At 45.5% G+C, this 16,120-nt stretch carries 17 protein-coding genes; 13 read left to right on the plus strand and 4 right to left on the minus strand.

All coding sequences use genetic code 11. From position 1 onward, the window contains the following. Positions 1–2: 2 nt before the first annotated feature. Together QNH46_RS12470 and QNH46_RS12475 are read right to left on the minus strand one after the other, a co-directional pair. Positions 3–797 (minus strand): SDR family NAD(P)-dependent oxidoreductase, encoded by a 795-nt coding sequence (locus QNH46_RS12470; protein ID WP_283924601.1) that lies wholly within the window; start codon positions 795–797, stop codon positions 3–5. A gap of 25 nt (positions 798–822) precedes the next feature. Next, positions 823–1,668, minus strand: a complete 846-nt coding sequence (locus QNH46_RS12475) for an aldo/keto reductase (RefSeq protein WP_283924602.1) — start codon at positions 1,666–1,668, stop codon at positions 823–825. Positions 1,669–2,207: 539 nt separating this feature from the next. Between QNH46_RS12475 and QNH46_RS12480 the strand changes: the two genes are divergently transcribed. Beyond that, on the plus strand, positions 2,208–2,561 hold the full coding sequence (locus QNH46_RS12480) for a DUF2200 domain-containing protein (RefSeq protein WP_283924603.1): 354 nt from the start codon (positions 2,208–2,210) through the stop codon (positions 2,559–2,561). Between the two features lie 108 nt (positions 2,562–2,669). Here QNH46_RS12480 and QNH46_RS12485 read toward each other — a convergent pair whose 3' ends face one another. Then, complete coding sequence (locus tag QNH46_RS12485) at positions 2,670–3,203, minus strand: CueP family metal-binding protein (RefSeq protein ID WP_283924604.1); 534 nt, start codon at positions 3,201–3,203, stop codon at positions 2,670–2,672. Between the two features lie 445 nt (positions 3,204–3,648). Here QNH46_RS12485 and QNH46_RS12490 point away from each other — a divergent pair, with 445 nt between their 5' ends. The 12 genes from QNH46_RS12490 (at position 3,649) to QNH46_RS12550 (ending at position 13,690) form a co-directional block, all read left to right on the plus strand. Further along, complete coding sequence (locus QNH46_RS12490) at positions 3,649–4,251, plus strand: TVP38/TMEM64 family protein (RefSeq protein WP_283924605.1); 603 nt, start codon at positions 3,649–3,651, stop codon at positions 4,249–4,251. 186 nt (positions 4,252–4,437) lie between these two features. Continuing rightward, entirely contained in the window at positions 4,438–5,592 is a 1,155-nt protein-coding gene (locus QNH46_RS12495) for a type III polyketide synthase (RefSeq protein ID WP_283924606.1), read from the plus strand. Next, on the plus strand, positions 5,582–6,313 hold the full coding sequence (locus QNH46_RS12500; protein ID WP_283924607.1) for a methyltransferase domain-containing protein: 732 nt from the start codon (positions 5,582–5,584) through the stop codon (positions 6,311–6,313). The genes QNH46_RS12495 and QNH46_RS12500 overlap by 11 nt, the downstream gene beginning before the upstream one ends. Positions 6,314–6,318: 5 nt before the next feature. After that, entirely contained in the window at positions 6,319–7,491 is a 1,173-nt protein-coding gene (locus tag QNH46_RS12505; RefSeq protein ID WP_283924608.1) for an NAD(P)/FAD-dependent oxidoreductase, read from the plus strand. Between the two features lie 194 nt (positions 7,492–7,685). After that, positions 7,686–8,249 carry a sigma-70 family RNA polymerase sigma factor gene (locus QNH46_RS12510; protein ID WP_283924609.1) on the plus strand — a complete coding sequence of 188 codons (564 nt, stop codon included), beginning with the start codon at positions 7,686–7,688 and terminating at the stop codon, positions 8,247–8,249. Then, on the plus strand, positions 8,239–8,742 hold the full coding sequence (locus QNH46_RS12515) for a DUF3600 domain-containing protein (protein ID WP_283924610.1): 504 nt from the start codon (positions 8,239–8,241) through the stop codon (positions 8,740–8,742). Before QNH46_RS12510 ends, QNH46_RS12515 begins: the two co-directional genes overlap by 11 nt. A 471-nt stretch (positions 8,743–9,213) precedes the next feature. After that, positions 9,214–9,510 carry a helix-turn-helix domain-containing protein gene (locus QNH46_RS12520; protein WP_283924611.1) on the plus strand — a complete coding sequence of 99 codons (297 nt, stop codon included), beginning with the start codon at positions 9,214–9,216 and terminating at the stop codon, positions 9,508–9,510. A gap of 63 nt (positions 9,511–9,573) precedes the next feature. Further along, complete coding sequence (locus tag QNH46_RS12525) at positions 9,574–9,990, plus strand: VOC family protein (protein WP_283924612.1); 417 nt, start codon at positions 9,574–9,576, stop codon at positions 9,988–9,990. A 439-nt stretch (positions 9,991–10,429) separates the two neighbouring features. Continuing rightward, complete coding sequence (gene rarD / locus QNH46_RS12535) at positions 10,430–11,308, plus strand: EamA family transporter RarD (RefSeq protein WP_283924613.1); 879 nt, start codon at positions 10,430–10,432, stop codon at positions 11,306–11,308. Positions 11,309–11,727: 419 nt separating this feature from the next. Further along, entirely contained in the window at positions 11,728–12,300 is a 573-nt protein-coding gene (locus QNH46_RS12540) for a TetR/AcrR family transcriptional regulator (RefSeq protein ID WP_283924614.1), read from the plus strand. A 187-nt stretch (positions 12,301–12,487) separates the two neighbouring features. Beyond that, positions 12,488–13,123 (plus strand): copper amine oxidase N-terminal domain-containing protein, encoded by a 636-nt coding sequence (locus QNH46_RS12545; RefSeq protein ID WP_283924615.1) that lies wholly within the window; start codon positions 12,488–12,490, stop codon positions 13,121–13,123. A gap of 324 nt (positions 13,124–13,447) precedes the next feature. Next, positions 13,448–13,690, plus strand: coding sequence for an XRE family transcriptional regulator (locus tag QNH46_RS12550; protein ID WP_283924616.1), 243 nt, complete (start codon positions 13,448–13,450; stop codon positions 13,688–13,690). A 324-nt stretch (positions 13,691–14,014) separates the two neighbouring features. Here QNH46_RS12550 and QNH46_RS12555 read toward each other — a convergent pair whose 3' ends face one another. Next, positions 14,015–15,991, minus strand: a complete 1,977-nt coding sequence (locus QNH46_RS12555; RefSeq protein WP_283924617.1) for an ATP-dependent DNA helicase — start codon at positions 15,989–15,991, stop codon at positions 14,015–14,017. Positions 15,992–16,120: the final 129 nt, after the last annotated feature.

The following is a 16,120-nucleotide window of genomic DNA, read 5'->3' on the forward strand; positions in this document are numbered from 1 at the left end:
TGTTAAAATACACTACGTACTAATCCCCCGTCTATTCGTAACGCGGAACCATTAATGGCAGAAGAGAGAGGACTACTTAAGAAGGTGACAAGATGTGCAATTTCTTCTGGTCGAATAAGCCTTTGAATAATGGAGGTTGGCCGGTTCTCTTTCATAAATCGCTTTTCAGCTTCCTCCACTGTTAATTTCTCATTAGGATAAAGGCTATTTAACATCGTTTCCACTCCTTCTGTTAAAGTGGAACCAGGCATAACCGTATTTACGGTCACATTTGTTCCTTTAGTCAACTCGGCTAAACTGCGGGAGAGCGAGAGCTGCATCGTTTTGGTCGCACTATAATGAGCCATTTCTTGAGATGGCATAATCGCTGCTTCGCTAGCGATAAAGATGACTCTGCCTTCTTTTTTTTGAATCATTTGTTTCAGGTACTGGCGAGAAAGTCGAACACCGCTCATAATGTTGACTTCAAACAGCTTGAACCAATCTTCATCAGAGATATCAAAATATTCTACAGGTTCAAAAATTCCGAGGTTGTTAATGAGAATGTCTACTTCAGAGTACTTCTCAATAACCATTTGGCATCCTTGCTCTGTTCCTAGATCAGCGATAACTGACTGAAGAATAGCGTCAGGATACTTTGCTTGGATTTCCTTTATAGTCTGAATAACTTTTTCTTCGCGCCGTCCATTAATAAGTACAGTGGCCCCTTCAGCCACTAATGACATGGCGATTGCTTTTCCAATTCCCGAAGTGGAACCAGTAACCAGCGCCGTTTTTCCTTTTAAATACAAATGCATGTTTGCCCCTCCGAGATTCGTATTTTTAAAAGTCAAAATTGTCCGGATCTGGACCGACTCGATAGTTCTGATTCAAATCATTAATTCGTTCCATTTCTTCCTTCGTTAACTCAAAATCAAACACCGTTGCGTTTTCAACTATTCGATGTTCTTTTGTAGACTTGGGAATGGTTACAACGCCGTTTTGTAAGTCCCAACGTAAAATGACTTGCGCAGTAGACTTGTCATACTTATTAGCGATATCTTTCAAGACCTGCTCATCAAGTAATTGCCCTTGCATTAATGGAGACCACGCTTCTAGCTGAATTCCATGTTCCTGACAAAACGACTGAAGTTCTTTTTGGGTTAAACGGGGATGGTATTCTACCTGGTTCACCATCGGTTTAATTTCTGCATCTTGCATCAAGTCCTTGAGATGATGGATTTGAAAATTGCTCACCCCAATAGCTTTTACACGTCCTGCTTTATAAAGAGTCTCTAATGCTCTCCATGCTTCTTTATATTTGCCTTGTACAGGCCAATGAATAAGGTATAAATCCAGATACTCTAAACCAAGTTTGTTTAGGCTCGTTTCATAGGCTGTAATTGTAGATTCATACCCTAAATCGGCATTCCAAACTTTCGATGTCACAAATAGATCTTCTCTGGAAATGCCGGCTTCTTTCATCCCTTCACGGATGCCTAAACCAACTCCCTCTTCATTTTCGTAAATAGCTGCCGTATCAACACTGCGATATCCATGTTTAATGGCTGTTTTGACAGCATGAACTAACTCAGGCCCTTCTTCTACTTTAAACACCCCGATTCCAAACCAGGGCATTTTAACACCGTTATGCAGAGTAGTTTTATCTTGCAAGTTTTTGGCTATCATAAAAATTACCTCCAGAAATATTTTGCGTAGTGTAAACAGCATACCCTAAGCAATAAAGATATACGCTGAAATGAAAAAAATGATGAATATCAGCAGGCAAATGTTATTATGAAATATATAAGTCATGAAGAAAAGTACGCACTTATAAGTGCTATAGATACTTAATAGTTCCATAGGCACTTTTTTGTTCCTATAGATTAGGAGGAAGAGTCGGTTGGAAGAACATGTGCTTTCGCCTGTGCATACTGTAGTGTAACCATATATGTCGATTCGAATAAGAGAGGGTGAGATCCATGAGAAGCAATAGAGCATTCGGTCCATTTTCGCCTTTTTTCCAACACCTGGGGGAGGGGCTGAGCGGGATTGCCTCCGGGCGTTACGCCACCACCACCTCAATTACTGGGTACGTTTCAGCAGCTATCGCAGTCTCCGGCTCATAGCCTTTTCAGGATGGACTGCCACGGTCGTTTCCGATAGTCCTAATGACTGTTATTTTACTATAATAAATATAAAGAAAATGTTATAAGCGAGGATATATCATGACTAAACATCGGATCTATACAACGAGTGTCGCAAGTGTTTACCCCCATTATGTTACAAAGGCAGAGAAAAAAGGCCGCACGAAAGCAGAAGTCGATGAAATCATCCGTTGGTTGACAGGGTATAGCCAGGAAGACTTAGAAGCGCATCTGGAGAAAAAAACAGATTTTGAGACATTTTTTGCGGAGGCTACCCAAATGAATCCTTCGCGGGCTTTAATCAAAGGTGTGGTCTGCGGTGTCCGAGTGGAAGACATCAAAGAACCCACGATGCAGGAAATTCGCTTTTTGGATAAGCTGATCGATGAGTTAGCAAAGGGAAAAGCAATGGAGAAGATTTTGCGAAAATCATAATGTTCTTGGTGCTCGAGTGCGACGATCACTATGAAAATTAAAAGAGCAGATCTGCCGATGGCAGCTGCTCCTTTACCTTTATATTTTTAAAGAGGATTTTCATTCTTTTTATATCAATTTCATGGTTGTAATGCATGTATCGTCACTTTCAAATGTTGAAAATGTAGATTCCACTTTTTTCTCATTTTGGGTAATTGAGATACGATATTCTTTATCCCTCGGTAGCCATAAATCAATAAATCCGTGGGAATTGGACGTTAATTTTTCATCTCGTAAAATGTTTCCTTCGCTATCTTCAATAAATACCTCAAACTCTGTATTTATCAATTCTCCTCGGCAACCAGTCAAGCTATGGGTGGCACAAGGATGAGTTTGTTCAATGTATGGTGCAATAGAAACAAAGAACTCGTCTTTCGGCAATGCATAGGTTAACTGACTATTATCCTTATTTGTCACTATTAATTGCGTGGAATTAATGGAGGCAGACTGGTCTTCAATATTACCTTTACTATAATCACTAACCAATTGTTTAATATCTATGTCACTTCTTGTGAGCCCTTTGTTGTTTTTCGACTGCTGGCTTATACATCCACTTAATACAATAATTGAGACAATACTAATAAAAAACCATTTTTTTCTCATAGAATTATTCACCCCATTGTTCATATTATTCATGAATTGCATAAGTACCATAAATTGTATATACACCATTCATGGCATTTAGTAAGTGATTTATTGCACTCACAAGCAGCCGAGGTTCCATTTCCAAAATGGGAAAGAAGAGTTCGCCGAGTCTCGTAAGGAATAGGCATATCGCAGTACTTCTTCCGAAAGCTCTGCCTGATCAGATGAAGTCACTGAAAGAGGGGATAAAAAAAGCACTGGAGAGTCTTGAGATGGATGAGTATTCGGCAGGCATCACACTGCGTCGGCTTATTCCACATGAAGAGTTGATCCAAGCATAGAGCACAAACCAGGCAATATGCAAATGTACCCAAATAATGCCATTAGTGATCTATAATATAATGTAAATCACTTGGAGTTATTGGAGGGATCACATTCAATGTTTGGTGCTGATATCTGCATAATGGAGTATTTTACGGAGCAAAACATCGAACTTTATTTGGAACGTTTCCGCTCGCTGGGACCTCTGCCCGGTATAATGCTAACTTTTCTGAAATCTTTCGTTCCACCACTGCCTACCATCGTGATCATTGGCGCTAATGCAGCCATCTATGGGTTGTGGCTGGGATTTTTATACTCATGGATCGGCCTCGTAATGGGCAGCTTGCTTACGTTCTGGCTGATTCGCAAAGCGTCGGATACACCCTTTATTCGGCGCTGGGCGGCCAAACCGAAAGTACAGAAGGCGATGGTGTGGGCGCAGAGGAACGGATTTAGCTTCGTTTTTCTCTTAAGCCTGCTCCCGATAGGACCGTTCGTCGTCATTAACATGGCAGCGGGATTAACGCGATTGCGGACGGTTCCTTTTGCGGCAGCCGTCGTTCTAGGCAAAGGAGTCATGGTCTTCTGCATTTCCTATATCGGAACGCATCTGTCCGATTTTATCCACCAGCCCGTCGAGCTTATTGGCGTGGCGTTGTTTATTGCAGCTTCCCTATGGTTGAACCGGAAGATTCAAGCTTATTTCACGTCCTTGGCGGCTGTGTCCGCGGACAACATGAAATAAGGCGGGGAGAGAAGTCTAATCCACCTGGGGAGCCCCGAGCGTCTACTTTATACAAAACCCAGTCCGAACCGGGCTGGGTTTTGTCATGTTCATAAGATGGGTAAGCTGATGAGAACGGCTTTGGAATGAACTTGAAGTACTGTAGAGTTGAAGCCGTAAACATATATTTAAGGAGGCAATGATGCTATGGCAGCTGTAAGACCAATGATTGCTATCACAGGTATCGGTACCGCGTTGCCGCCTTATCGCATGGACCAGGCTGATACGGCACGACGGATCGTTGACGCGCTGAGCAGCAGCCCTGATTCAGCCCGTTGGGCCAGAAGAATATTCAAGCAATGCGGTGTCGAGAGCAGGTATACATGCGAGCCGGAACTGCTGCAAGAAGCTTCGGCATGCCGTTACATGCCGCAAGAAGATCGTTCGAAAGTGCCCTCGACAGCAGAACGGATGGCGGTCTATAAGCGGGAATCCGTCCCCCTCGCTTTATCTGCGGCGAGAGCGGCCTTAGCGGATGCGAAGATGGCTGCCGAGCAGATCACGCATCTGATCACGGTTAGCTGTACCGGGCAGTTCCTTCCGGGCATCGATGCGGCATTGGTTCAAGAGCTAGGGCTTGTGCCTTCGGTCATGCGAATCCCGCTTACGTTCATCGGATGCGCTGCCGGGATGAAGGCGATATGTTTGTCGAAGCAGCTGGTGTCCGGAGACCGGAATGCGAACGTATTGATTGTGTGTGTGGAATTGTGCACTCTCCATATTCAGCCTTCCGGGGATCGGGAAGCTTTGTTCGGCGCTTCCTTCTTCGGCGATGGAGCTTCGGCTTGCGTAATCGGCGTGGCATCTTCGCAGCAACAGCATGTTTACCAGCTTGGCGATGATCGTTCGGTGCTGCTGCCTGGGGGTGCTGATGAAATGATTTGGGAGATCGGCAATGATGGGTTTGACCTATATCTGTCCCCGAATATTCCGAGATTGATTGGCGATCATGTTCCAGCCGAAGTAGCGCATCTCGGTGGTGACGAGCCTCCCGAATTATGGGCGATTCATCCGGGAGGCAAAGGCATTGTCGAAGCGCTGCAATCGAAATATGGTCTGAGGGATGAACAGGTTGCGCCAAGTCTCGGTGTCCTGCGAGACATTGGAAATGTGTCCTCCGCCACGATTTTGTTCGTTATGAAGAAGATGAGGGAACAGCTGCAGGAGCAAGGTAAGGAACGGGCATCCGGGCTTGCGTTAGCCTTCGGCCCAGGTTTGACGGCGGAGATGATCAAAATTACTTATGTTGCTTCCAGCGTGCCATCCAAGCGCCGTACGGAGAAAGCGCATTATGTTTCCTAAGCTGCATCGGCGGGCATCGGCGGCTGAACTCATGGACGATTTCACAAGTGGTGGCGAGGAGCTTCGCGAGGCACTGCGGGATCTTCGCCGCTTGAATCGGCTGTTCGCGGCAAGTTCGCCAACGCTATACGGAATTAAGCAGCTGTGGCGTGCGGCGGGCAAACCGAAGCAACTGTCCATTACAGACGTCGGTGCAGGCTCTGGTGATGTGAATCGGCGCGTTCTGCAATGGGCATCGCGGCAAGGCGTTTCCTTGATGATCACGCTGGTCGATATGACGGAAGAGGCCTGCGCCGAAGCGCGCCATTTGTATATTGATGAGCCGCGCGTTCAGGTCATACGCGGCAATTTGTTTACGCTCCCTGAGGCGAGAGCGGATATCGTGACAGGCACACAGCTCCTGCATCATTTTTCAGAGGAGGAGGTGCCCCATGCCGTTTCAAGCATGCTTCGGGCGGCCCGGCTTGGCGTTGTCGTGAATGATATCCATCGGCATTGGATCGCATGGACGGCGGTATGGCTTGCGACCCGGGCGATTTCATCGAACAGGTATATCTTGAATGACGGCCCTCTGTCCGTGGCCAAAGGCTTCCGCTCGCAGGATTGGAAGCGCCTAAAGCAGGCGATGGGAATCAATCAGCTCATGTATTCCTGGAGACCGTTGTTCCGTTATGCAGTGGTGATCGGTAAGCCAGATTCATATTTAAGCGGACGGAGCTGATCGAATTGAAGCATGATGTGGATGTCGTCGTTCTCGGGGGAGGCATCTCGGGAAGCTGTATCGCTAAGGTGCTCGCGGAAAAGCAGTGGGAGACGGCCTTGATCGACCGGCGGAACTTCCCGCGTCATAAGGTGTGCGGGGAGTTCCTTTCGCCAGAAGCCCAAAGCACGCTGCACGCTCTTGGATTAACCGAGTCGGTCGTGTCTCTTCATCCGACGCGGATTGAATGGGCTAAGCTCATCTTCGAGCAGGGCCGCGAAATCGAGCTTCTGATCCCTGGCGCTGCCTGGGGAATTAGCCGATACATGATGGATGAGGCGCTGCATACAGCCGCGATGCAGACTGGAGCACAGCTGCACTTAACTACAACGGTTACGGGAATTGAGCAGCACGGAAAAGGTTATACTGTTCGAGCTAGACAGGGGACGGATACAAAACTGTTCCATGCCAGGGCTGTCATTACGGCCTGGGGTGCGAATTCGCGGATGGCGAAGACAGGACATCGTCCGGATGCAGCCGCTTCGTGCCAGCAAGCCTACATTGGCATTAAAACCCATTATGCCGGTTTAAAGATGGAACCGGTGATTGAGATGTATTTCTTCCAAGGTGGATACTTAGGATTATGTCCAGTTGAGGATGGCAGCGTGAATGCTGCGGCGCTGCTTAACCGTAGCGAATTTGTGAAGAAAGGCAACTCGGTGTTGTCCATTCTGGAAGCGGCGATTCAGCGCAACCGGAGACTTGCCGAGCGGCTTGCAACGGCTGTGCCCGTGCACGATACGCAAGCTGCTATCGCTCCCGTCTATCTCCAGCGTAAGCCCTCGCCATGGGACGGGCTTCCTCGCATAGGCGACGCTGCCGCGATGATCGCTCCGCTGTGCGGTGACGGAATGTCCATGGCGCTGCGCTCGGCTGCATTATGCGCTCCGCTCGCCGACGCTTTTTTGCGGGGAAGCATTTCTTTGCTGGAATGGGAACAACGCTATACGCAGGCGATCCGGCAGGAATTCGCCAATCCTTTAAGATGGGGCAGTCTGCTGCAATGGCTCATGAACAAGCCTACGGTTCAGCAGCTTCTGCCAAGTGCGGCCCGGTTCGCGCCTCTGCTGGCAAACGGTTTATTTCGAGCGACAAGATTGAAACCGCTGGAGCCACTGGAATTTTATACGGAATGCTGACTGAAAATCAATCGAATGGTATACGCCACTACATGGCCTCTTCTAAGTTTGTTGAACTTGGAAGAGGTTTTTTTGTAGCAAACATAGTTTACTATATAGAAAAATTAGTTCCGTGAAAAAAATTTATTCTTTTTACTGAACCTTTTTCCCCACGGGAGCGAATTAAGGGTTGAACATGTTCAGGAGGGGCCCCCATGAATGATAAAGAGTTACTTCCGTGGATTGAAAAAGCAATATTGGGCGATGAGTCCGCCTTTCAGCTTGTCTATCAGGCAACTCACCAAGACGTCTATCGGACAGTTGCTTTTCTCGTCTACAACAAACAGGACATCGAGGATATCGTGAATGAAGTTTACATGCACATGTGGCGGTCTTATCACAAGTACGACCCGAATCGGCCGTTCCGGTTTTGGCTGCACGGGATCACGATCCGTCTTGTCCAGGATTGGAGAAGAAAGGCCTGGCGGCGAATTCGCCTCTTTGAACGAAACCGCAAAATGACGAGTGAACAGTTCGACTGGACGGACCAACCTATCCTGCAGTCTGAAAGGCAGCAGGAGTTGTTCAGCCTTGTCCGCCAGTTGTCGTACAAATTACGTGTGGTTGTCATCCTGCGCTATTATCACGACTATGCTCTGGAAGAAATCGCAGAGACTCTGCAGATCCCCGTTGGCACAGTGAAATCCAGGCATCATCTGGCACTGAAAGAACTCCGAAAACAATTCGAGATGACGGGAGGAGAAGAATATGTCCATTGACAAGGAATTGCGTGAAGAGCTTCGTCAGGTGTCAGATTCGATGCGCTGTCCGCCCGATTTGTACGAACGTGTAAGGCAGTCCTATCAACATTATATGAACGAAAAGAGGGGTAGATCTCCTATGAAAAAACGCATGCTCGCAGGTATTGTCGCAGCAGCAATTCTGATTCCATCTGCCGTATTTGCTTCATCCTATCTAGCCGATGATATATTCGGCTCTGTTACAACTATTGAACAGCGCGGCGGTTCACAGGAAGATTATCAAGAGATTGAGGGAATGCTTCAAGCAGCAAAAGGCAAGCTCACGGAAGACGAATTCAAGGAGTATATGGAGCTGACCAAGCAGATGGTGCAATTAAAGCTGAAGATTACCGATGAAAGAGGAGTCAAACATGAGGAGTGGCTGACCCAAGAAGAACAGCAGCAGTTTGAGCAGCTCGCCTCCAGGCTGGCCCCGTACTTCGAGAAGATTAACGGAACCACCAATCCGTAAGAAAATGAAACTGGGATCCGTCCGATGTGGATGGGATCCCTTTTTTCTCGTCCAGGGAGCTTTGGGCAATGAGCTTCTTGTTATACAGCGCCAACGTTTGTGGAACTTGTTGTTGAGCAATACGGAATAAAAATGCATTAAGCAAAGAGATTCGCAAACCTCATGATTTCTCATGATTTTAATGCTATCTCTCAATTCCGTTTATTTCCGGCTACTGTTATACGCAGATTACGGACGTACAGCTGAGGTTAACGGCCTGCTTACCGAAGACCGAAAACCGAAAGTGGCGCTGGAAAAGATCCGGGAGATTAATTTACGGTAGAGAAACAAGGAAGAAAATAGTGTTTTGGACTGAAAAATAAAGTGTTAAACTGAAAAAATATAGTACTAGAAGGGACACAATCTTCTTGCGGTTGCAAATCCATACTCTATTTCAGCCGAAACAAGCAAACGGTAGAGTAGCACATCTTTGTGACAAAGGGAAAAGCTAAAGTACAGGAACTGTCCAAATTAGAAGTGATAAGTACGCGTCAAATGAACCGTATTCGATGGATCGGAACTAGTCCAAAGCGATTTTGTGAGATTGTTAGGTTTCAAGCAGTCATTAATGACATAACAAATTCGTTAGGTAAAAAACATGCCCTTGCTTATGATCATGGTTATTTCGATCAAGCACATATGATACATGATTTCAAACGCTTTTATGGTGATTCACTGAGTGTGGCTATCAGAGAGTTTGGTAGCATGTCCGATTTTTACAATACATAGGTGTAATAACCCTGTTAAAGTAAGATTATCATTATAATTCTTATTAAATGTAGGGAGGACTCAATGAAACCACGAATTACGGTTCTTACAATTGGGGTAGATGATTTGGAGCGATCCTTGGTATTCTATCGAGATGGTCTAGGATTTTCTACTGAAGGTATTATTGGAAAAGAATTTGAACATGGTGCCGTTGCCTTTTTCGAATTGGAAGCAGGCTTAAGACTCGCAATTTTTGAACGTAAAAATCTCGCCCTTGATGCGAAAATTAGCCAGACTCACCCGAACCCTGCTGAATTTACTCTTGGTCATAATGTAAGTAGCAAAGAAGAGGTTGATCAGGTAATGGAAGAAGCGAAGAAGGCTGGTGCTACTATTACAGTCCCGGCGCACGACACCTTTTGGGGTGGTTATTCTGGCTATTTCCAAGATCCCGATGGACATTTATGGGAAGTAGTTTGGAACCCGCAATGGGAAATTTGAAATGGAACCCGCACGGATTGACACACTTAAAAGTCGCATAACTGCGGCTTTTTTTGTTTTAACGATATGTGTAGTTGAAAATGTAAGATCCGTATCAGTGCAAACGACATTGACAAACTGCGTGTTACTTATTGTGGCTACGAAATCACACGACGGCTGAACGCCCTAGGCTTCACAGATGTTGTGGAGGGAACGGTGTTGACACTCAGATTTCACCGATTGCCACCTCATGCCAAGTTACGGATAAAACAAAGTAAAAAGAGGATATCGGGATGGAAAAACAATTGAAGTGATGCGGACAGAAGCAAAATTCACGAGATACCATCCTTCCTATAATAAGTGATACAATACCGTAACATATTATTTTGGGCCTTTACTTAAACGATGATCGAGGCGTATAATCCGTTAAGACATCGGAGTGAGAAGAGGGAAATTGATTATGAACAATGGGTTGGTCAATGCTATTATCGCGTATATCATGTGGGGGGTTCTCCCGCTTTATTGGAAATTGTTTAACGGTGTGCCGGCAGGCGAGATTCTGTCACATCGGGTTGTCTGGTCGTTCGTCTTCATGGGTATTCTCGTCGCCTTCCAGCGTCGCTGGGGTGACATAAAGCGGATTGCGGCTAGCCGCTCGCTCCTGCTGTCGCTCACCGCTAGCGGACTGTTGATCGCTGCTAATTGGCTCATCTTCATCTGGGCGGTCAACAACGACCATGTCGTCGAGACAAGTCTCGGCTATTATTTGAACCCGTTGCTGAACGTGCTGCTTGCGGTTGTCTTCCTTCGTGAGAAGCCAAACCGTGGCCAATGGCTCGCGATAGCCATCGCTGGCGCCGCGGTGCTCATCATCGCCATCGACTACGGACGGTTCCCATGGATCTCAATCACACTGGCCGCGACGTTTGGTTTGTACGGCCTCGCGAAGAAGAAGATCAGACAAGACGCTTCGGTAGGCTTGCTGTCGGAGACAGCTGTAGTCCTGCCTGTTGCGCTCGGCTACTGGATCTATTTGGCCGCCGTGGGGAGGACGACGGCATGGACGCTACCTGTGTCCACGTTCGTCGAACTGCTTCTTTCCGGCTTAGTAACAGCGCTACCGCTGCTTTTCTTTGCGCGAGCGGCTGCCCGGATGGCGCTGTCCACGCTCGGCTTCGTACAATACATCGGGCCGACGATCATGCTGTTACTGAGCGTATTCGTGTTCAAGGAATCAGTCTCGCCGGTTCTTCTCATCGGCTTCGCGCTCATCTGGACAGCGCTTGCCGTATACGCTGCGGCATCGGTTCGCGGCACGAAACTCGCGAGGGCGCGCTGACGGCAAACACGTCCGCCCGGTACGTCATAACAGCCATTTCCGTCCGCTGGGGAGGAGATGGCTGTTTTCTGTTTGGGGTTAACGGGAAACGATTATAATCGGGCGGACAGAAGGATAAGAAAGTCAATTCACACAAAAACGGCTAACAATTCGAAGGCAGCTGTTACTCGGTGTATGTAACCCGTGGAGATGAAATCTAGGGTATAATATAATCTTATTACATGAGTAATAATGAAGGGGAGTTTAGTGTCAGTCAACATATGTCTGCGGACAAGAACATAGTCCCATTTGAGCCTGCGCCCCGCGCGGCTTTTTTGTTTTATGGGATCAAGTTCTTGTCCTTTGCTCGGGACAAGAACTTGATCCCATTGCTGAAAATGAATTTGACAATAAGTAAACGATCATTTATTACATGATTCATGAGAATAAGAGATGAAAACAAAGTTGAAGCCATTTATGATGCAACAATACAACTTGTGAACGAGATTGGGTTTGCCGAAGCATCAATCTCCAAAATTGCTAAAAAAGCAAATGTATCGGCAGCGACAATTTACATTTATCATGAAAATAAGGAGGACCTACTGCTTAAAACTTACCTGAAAATCAAGAGTAAAATGAGTGAACGAATGTTTCAGAGATTGGACAAAACCCGTACGGTTAAAGAGCAGTTTGACTCTATTATCCGCAATTATGTCGAGTTCATAGTAACCTTTAAGGAGTATTTTCTGTTTCTGGAGCAAATTATGACATCACCGCTGCCTCAGAGATGGTGTCTGGATGATACAGCAAGCTTGTTCCAACCTATTTTTGAAATGTATGAAATGGGCAAAATCCAAGGTTTATTTAAGCAACAGGATGTTCGCATGCTTATCATGTACTCTATCCTGCCTATAGCTAAGCTGGCAAAGGCACATTTACAAAATGGAACCCAATTCGAAGATAGACAATTAAACGCAGCTATCGGTATGAGCTGGGACGCTATAAAACTATAATATTAACATTTTAAGGGGGGATGCGATGAGGTCATCATAGATTGCTTTCGCATATTAGTAAATGAACGTTCACTTATATAAATAATATCTTGTTGAATAGCCGGCATCTTATGGTGCCGGTAATTTTATTGCAGGAAAATCCTCCCTCATGTAGAATTTACTTAAAACCTACGATGGAGGAGATTGAATGAAGAAAATATCATTTGTAGCGCTGATTGCAATAATGGTGTTTGCTATAATGCCTATATCAGCATCTGCATTTATGGGGAAAAGAGATGTTGTAGTAGACGGTTTTGCATTATCTGGAGGGGCAATTGACAAGAACAATATTACTTTTGTTCCATTTCGAGAATTATTTACTCAATTAGGACTAACAGTTGGATATGATTCGAAAAGTAAAAAAGTAACAGGCACTAAGGGGGAACTGCATGTAACTTTCACGATAGGGAGCAAGAAGGCGAACATAAACGGAGTAAATAAAACACTCCAAGTTGCGCCATTTAATTCAAATGGAAGTGTTTATGTGCCTCTACGTATCGTATCGGAAGCGACAGGTAGCACAGTTGTACATCTAAAGGACGTAGATATTGTACTAGTAAACAGCCCATCTTTTGAGGGACTGATTTATGACTCTCCAAGTGGATCGCTAGAGATCACCAAAGAAGGGGAATTAACTAAAACTAACAATTTAGTTCTGATAGATTTCCTCGATTTCTTACCAGAAGAAGAGATAGTTTATCAAAAAGACATCTCAAGCGGGACTAACCATAACTATAAAGTAACATTGACGCCAGACGCGGTAATTGAATACATAGAAGATTAGCCATCTCATTTTGAAAAGCAGATGAACGAAACAGCTGAATGGTTAACACAGGACTATGAAGAAAGTCAAAGATAAATAAGGGATAATGATCTAATCTAAGTCACTCAATCGGGTGGCTTTTTCTTTTTCAAAACCAACACAACACCGGTGGAAAAGAGTATTCGAACGCCGATTCAGCGATAGCACGGCGATGGAACTCGTCCAACAAATTGGGCAGACCCATGGGGAATCTCATCGTTATGGGGCCCCTTATGAAGTATATTCATGCTGGCAATGGACAACGCTTAAGGTTAAGTATTATCTTATGCGGGAGGTTATCGCTTCTTGAAATATGAACTAGGGCGTTGCTTACTGAATGAACGGTTGATGGAATCCGGAAAGTCAGCGGAATGGCTAGCAAAAGACTTGCTTTTTAAACCGGAACGAGTTTACGACTTTATTGAAAACAAAAGAGTGATGCCACTCAAAATTGCGATATCGATCGCCGATTCCATCGGTTGTGATGTTCGTGCCTTGTATGAATTAATTCCGAACGATAATGAAGCAATGGGGGGATTAATCGAATAAGTGCTAGTCAACAATAAGGCGGATACAAACTGGTTTGACGAAAGAGCTGCGAGGGAATCACTCCACGGCTTTTTCCAATCGCAGGCGCTATTTTGGCATATGAAGCGGGTCGAGAATCCGGGACCCGTTGAAGTAGATCTTCTTCATGTAGAGGACGACATATTACCGAAGAGTCACAGAGGTCGAAGAAAATGGGAGGGGGGAGCCAAGAAACTGAGGTCGTCCGATTTGAAAAGTACTGTAGAAAACCTCTTCTGTAAAGTGGGTCAGAAATCCGTACAGAAGAGGCGTGTTTTAACTAAAAAATTGGAATATGATTTCTACCTACAACGATTCTAATTCAAGTATAGCTCCAGCCGGCAATACTGCTACCACTCTATCTTTGACATGCTGATTGAGCAAAACTTCTGCATCCAAGATGGCTGCACTCCCTTGATCCGTCGATGAGCGAATGAGTCTACCTAATCCTTGCCGTAAGCGAAGCAGCATATATGGCAGGTCTACTTCTTCATATGCTGAATCAGCGGCTTCCCGTTTAGCCATAAATACAGGATCTTCCGGCGGATAAGGCAGTGACCAAATAATAACGTTGGATAATGAAGGTCCCGGTACATCCAGACCCTCCCATAGGTTTGCTGCACAGAGCACGCTTTCCTCTGTATTTTGGAACTCAGCTATGAGGCTGCTAATCTCACGGTCACCTTCATACAGCATGGTATAGGATTCGAAATATGGATGGTGCGAAGCGGCTTGCTTAAACTCGCGCAGCTCATTCATTGTTCTGAATAACAACAGAGCTCGTCCTTCGGTACGTTTGATCAGCTTGGCCGCCAGGGCCAGCTTCTTCGACGCAGCAGCCTCTCTCTGAATCTCTCCATCTTGCAGAAGTTGACTCGGTGCTGATAGCTTCATCTGCTTCTCGTAATCGTACGGAGAGTCCACAGAAAAAGATAAAAATTCGCTGATTCCGAGACTTCCCGCTACGTAATCAAAAGATCCATCTACCGATAAGGTTGCTGAAGAGAATACAATCGGCATCTGAAGTCCGAATACCCGTTCCTCCAGCACTTCCTTGACCGTTTGCGGCATGATGGCGAGTGTTGCAGTACCATCCTCATTTTCTTCCGCCCAGCAAATGTAGGTTTCAGGCTCACGGAACAGATGAAGCGCAGTTTGGATCATCTCCAGATGCTCTTCAACGATACGAAGCTTATATTCATCAAGCGTATACAGGCCACTCTCAAAGACCAATTCTTCATCAATAGCTTCAATTGTACTTTTCCAGCGATTCAGTTCCTTTAGAAGCTTCTCATCCATTCGGATTCGTTTACGATCTGAACCGGGTATCGCTGTACTTTGCTCCGCTACCAGAGAAAACACAAGCTGACTCTGATCAATGGAATCTTCAATTCGTTCGGCTAGCGTTTCCCTGATCTCTCCATCTAGAAGACGAGTAATAATCTCTTCATATGCACTATGCTTCAGTTTATAACTGAGGGCATGTTGTGCTGCCGATTCGAGTAAATGTCCTTCGTCAAAGACGACTGAACTATGTTCCGGGAGGAGGGGAAGCTGACCTTCTCTTTTTCTTCCCTCATAGGTCCACACATGCTCCATGTAGTAATTATGGGAACAGATAATAAGGTCTGTAGATTTTCGATAATGGTCCCGAGATAGGGTCATGCCGCAACGATTTCTTTTGTCACATACAAAACAGTCCTGAAATGAATCCCAATTGATCTTATTCCACTGTTCATCATTCAGATGTGGGTATTCCTTACGATCGCCGTAAGGGTAAAAAGATTGCATCGTTCCAGGGGAATGAACAAAATCAGGAAGATTTTCATACAGGTCTTCAATAACCGCCGCATCTTCATCCTGAAGACGAGCGCCGTCTATTTTTTTGAGACATAGATATTGATCAGGGGATTTACCGAGCCGCGCATCAATCTGTAAATCCAAATAACGGGCAAGCTTAGCTATATCTCCTTCCTGTTTCACAAGTTGCTCAATGAGCGACTCATCTGCACAGGCAATTACTGCAGGCTTACGTGTATATCTGGCATAGTTAACTGCATAAAGCAGATATACGAGTGTTTTTCCCGTGCCTACCCCAGCTTCTGCAAAAATAGTTTTCTTACTGGCATAAGCTCTTTCCAATTGGTAAGCCATAAATATTTGTTCATCACGGACATCAAATCCATGTTCAGGTAACACATCATAAAAAATATCCGCAACCCAATCGCCGACCTGCTTGACGAACGGTTCTGACGGATCATAGGAGAAAGGATACCGCTCCACGCTTACGCCTCCGACACTATCATATTCTTATTAGCAAAACTAAAATTATCTCATGAATGAGTAGTTTTGGCAACCTGTCTTTCTCACTGCTTATGGTAAAGCCGGGACAGCTACCTTGAATAAACTCAG

The organism is Paenibacillus woosongensis (assembly GCF_030122845.1).
Lineage (GTDB): Bacteria > Bacillota > Bacilli > Paenibacillales > Paenibacillaceae > Fontibacillus > Fontibacillus woosongensis_A.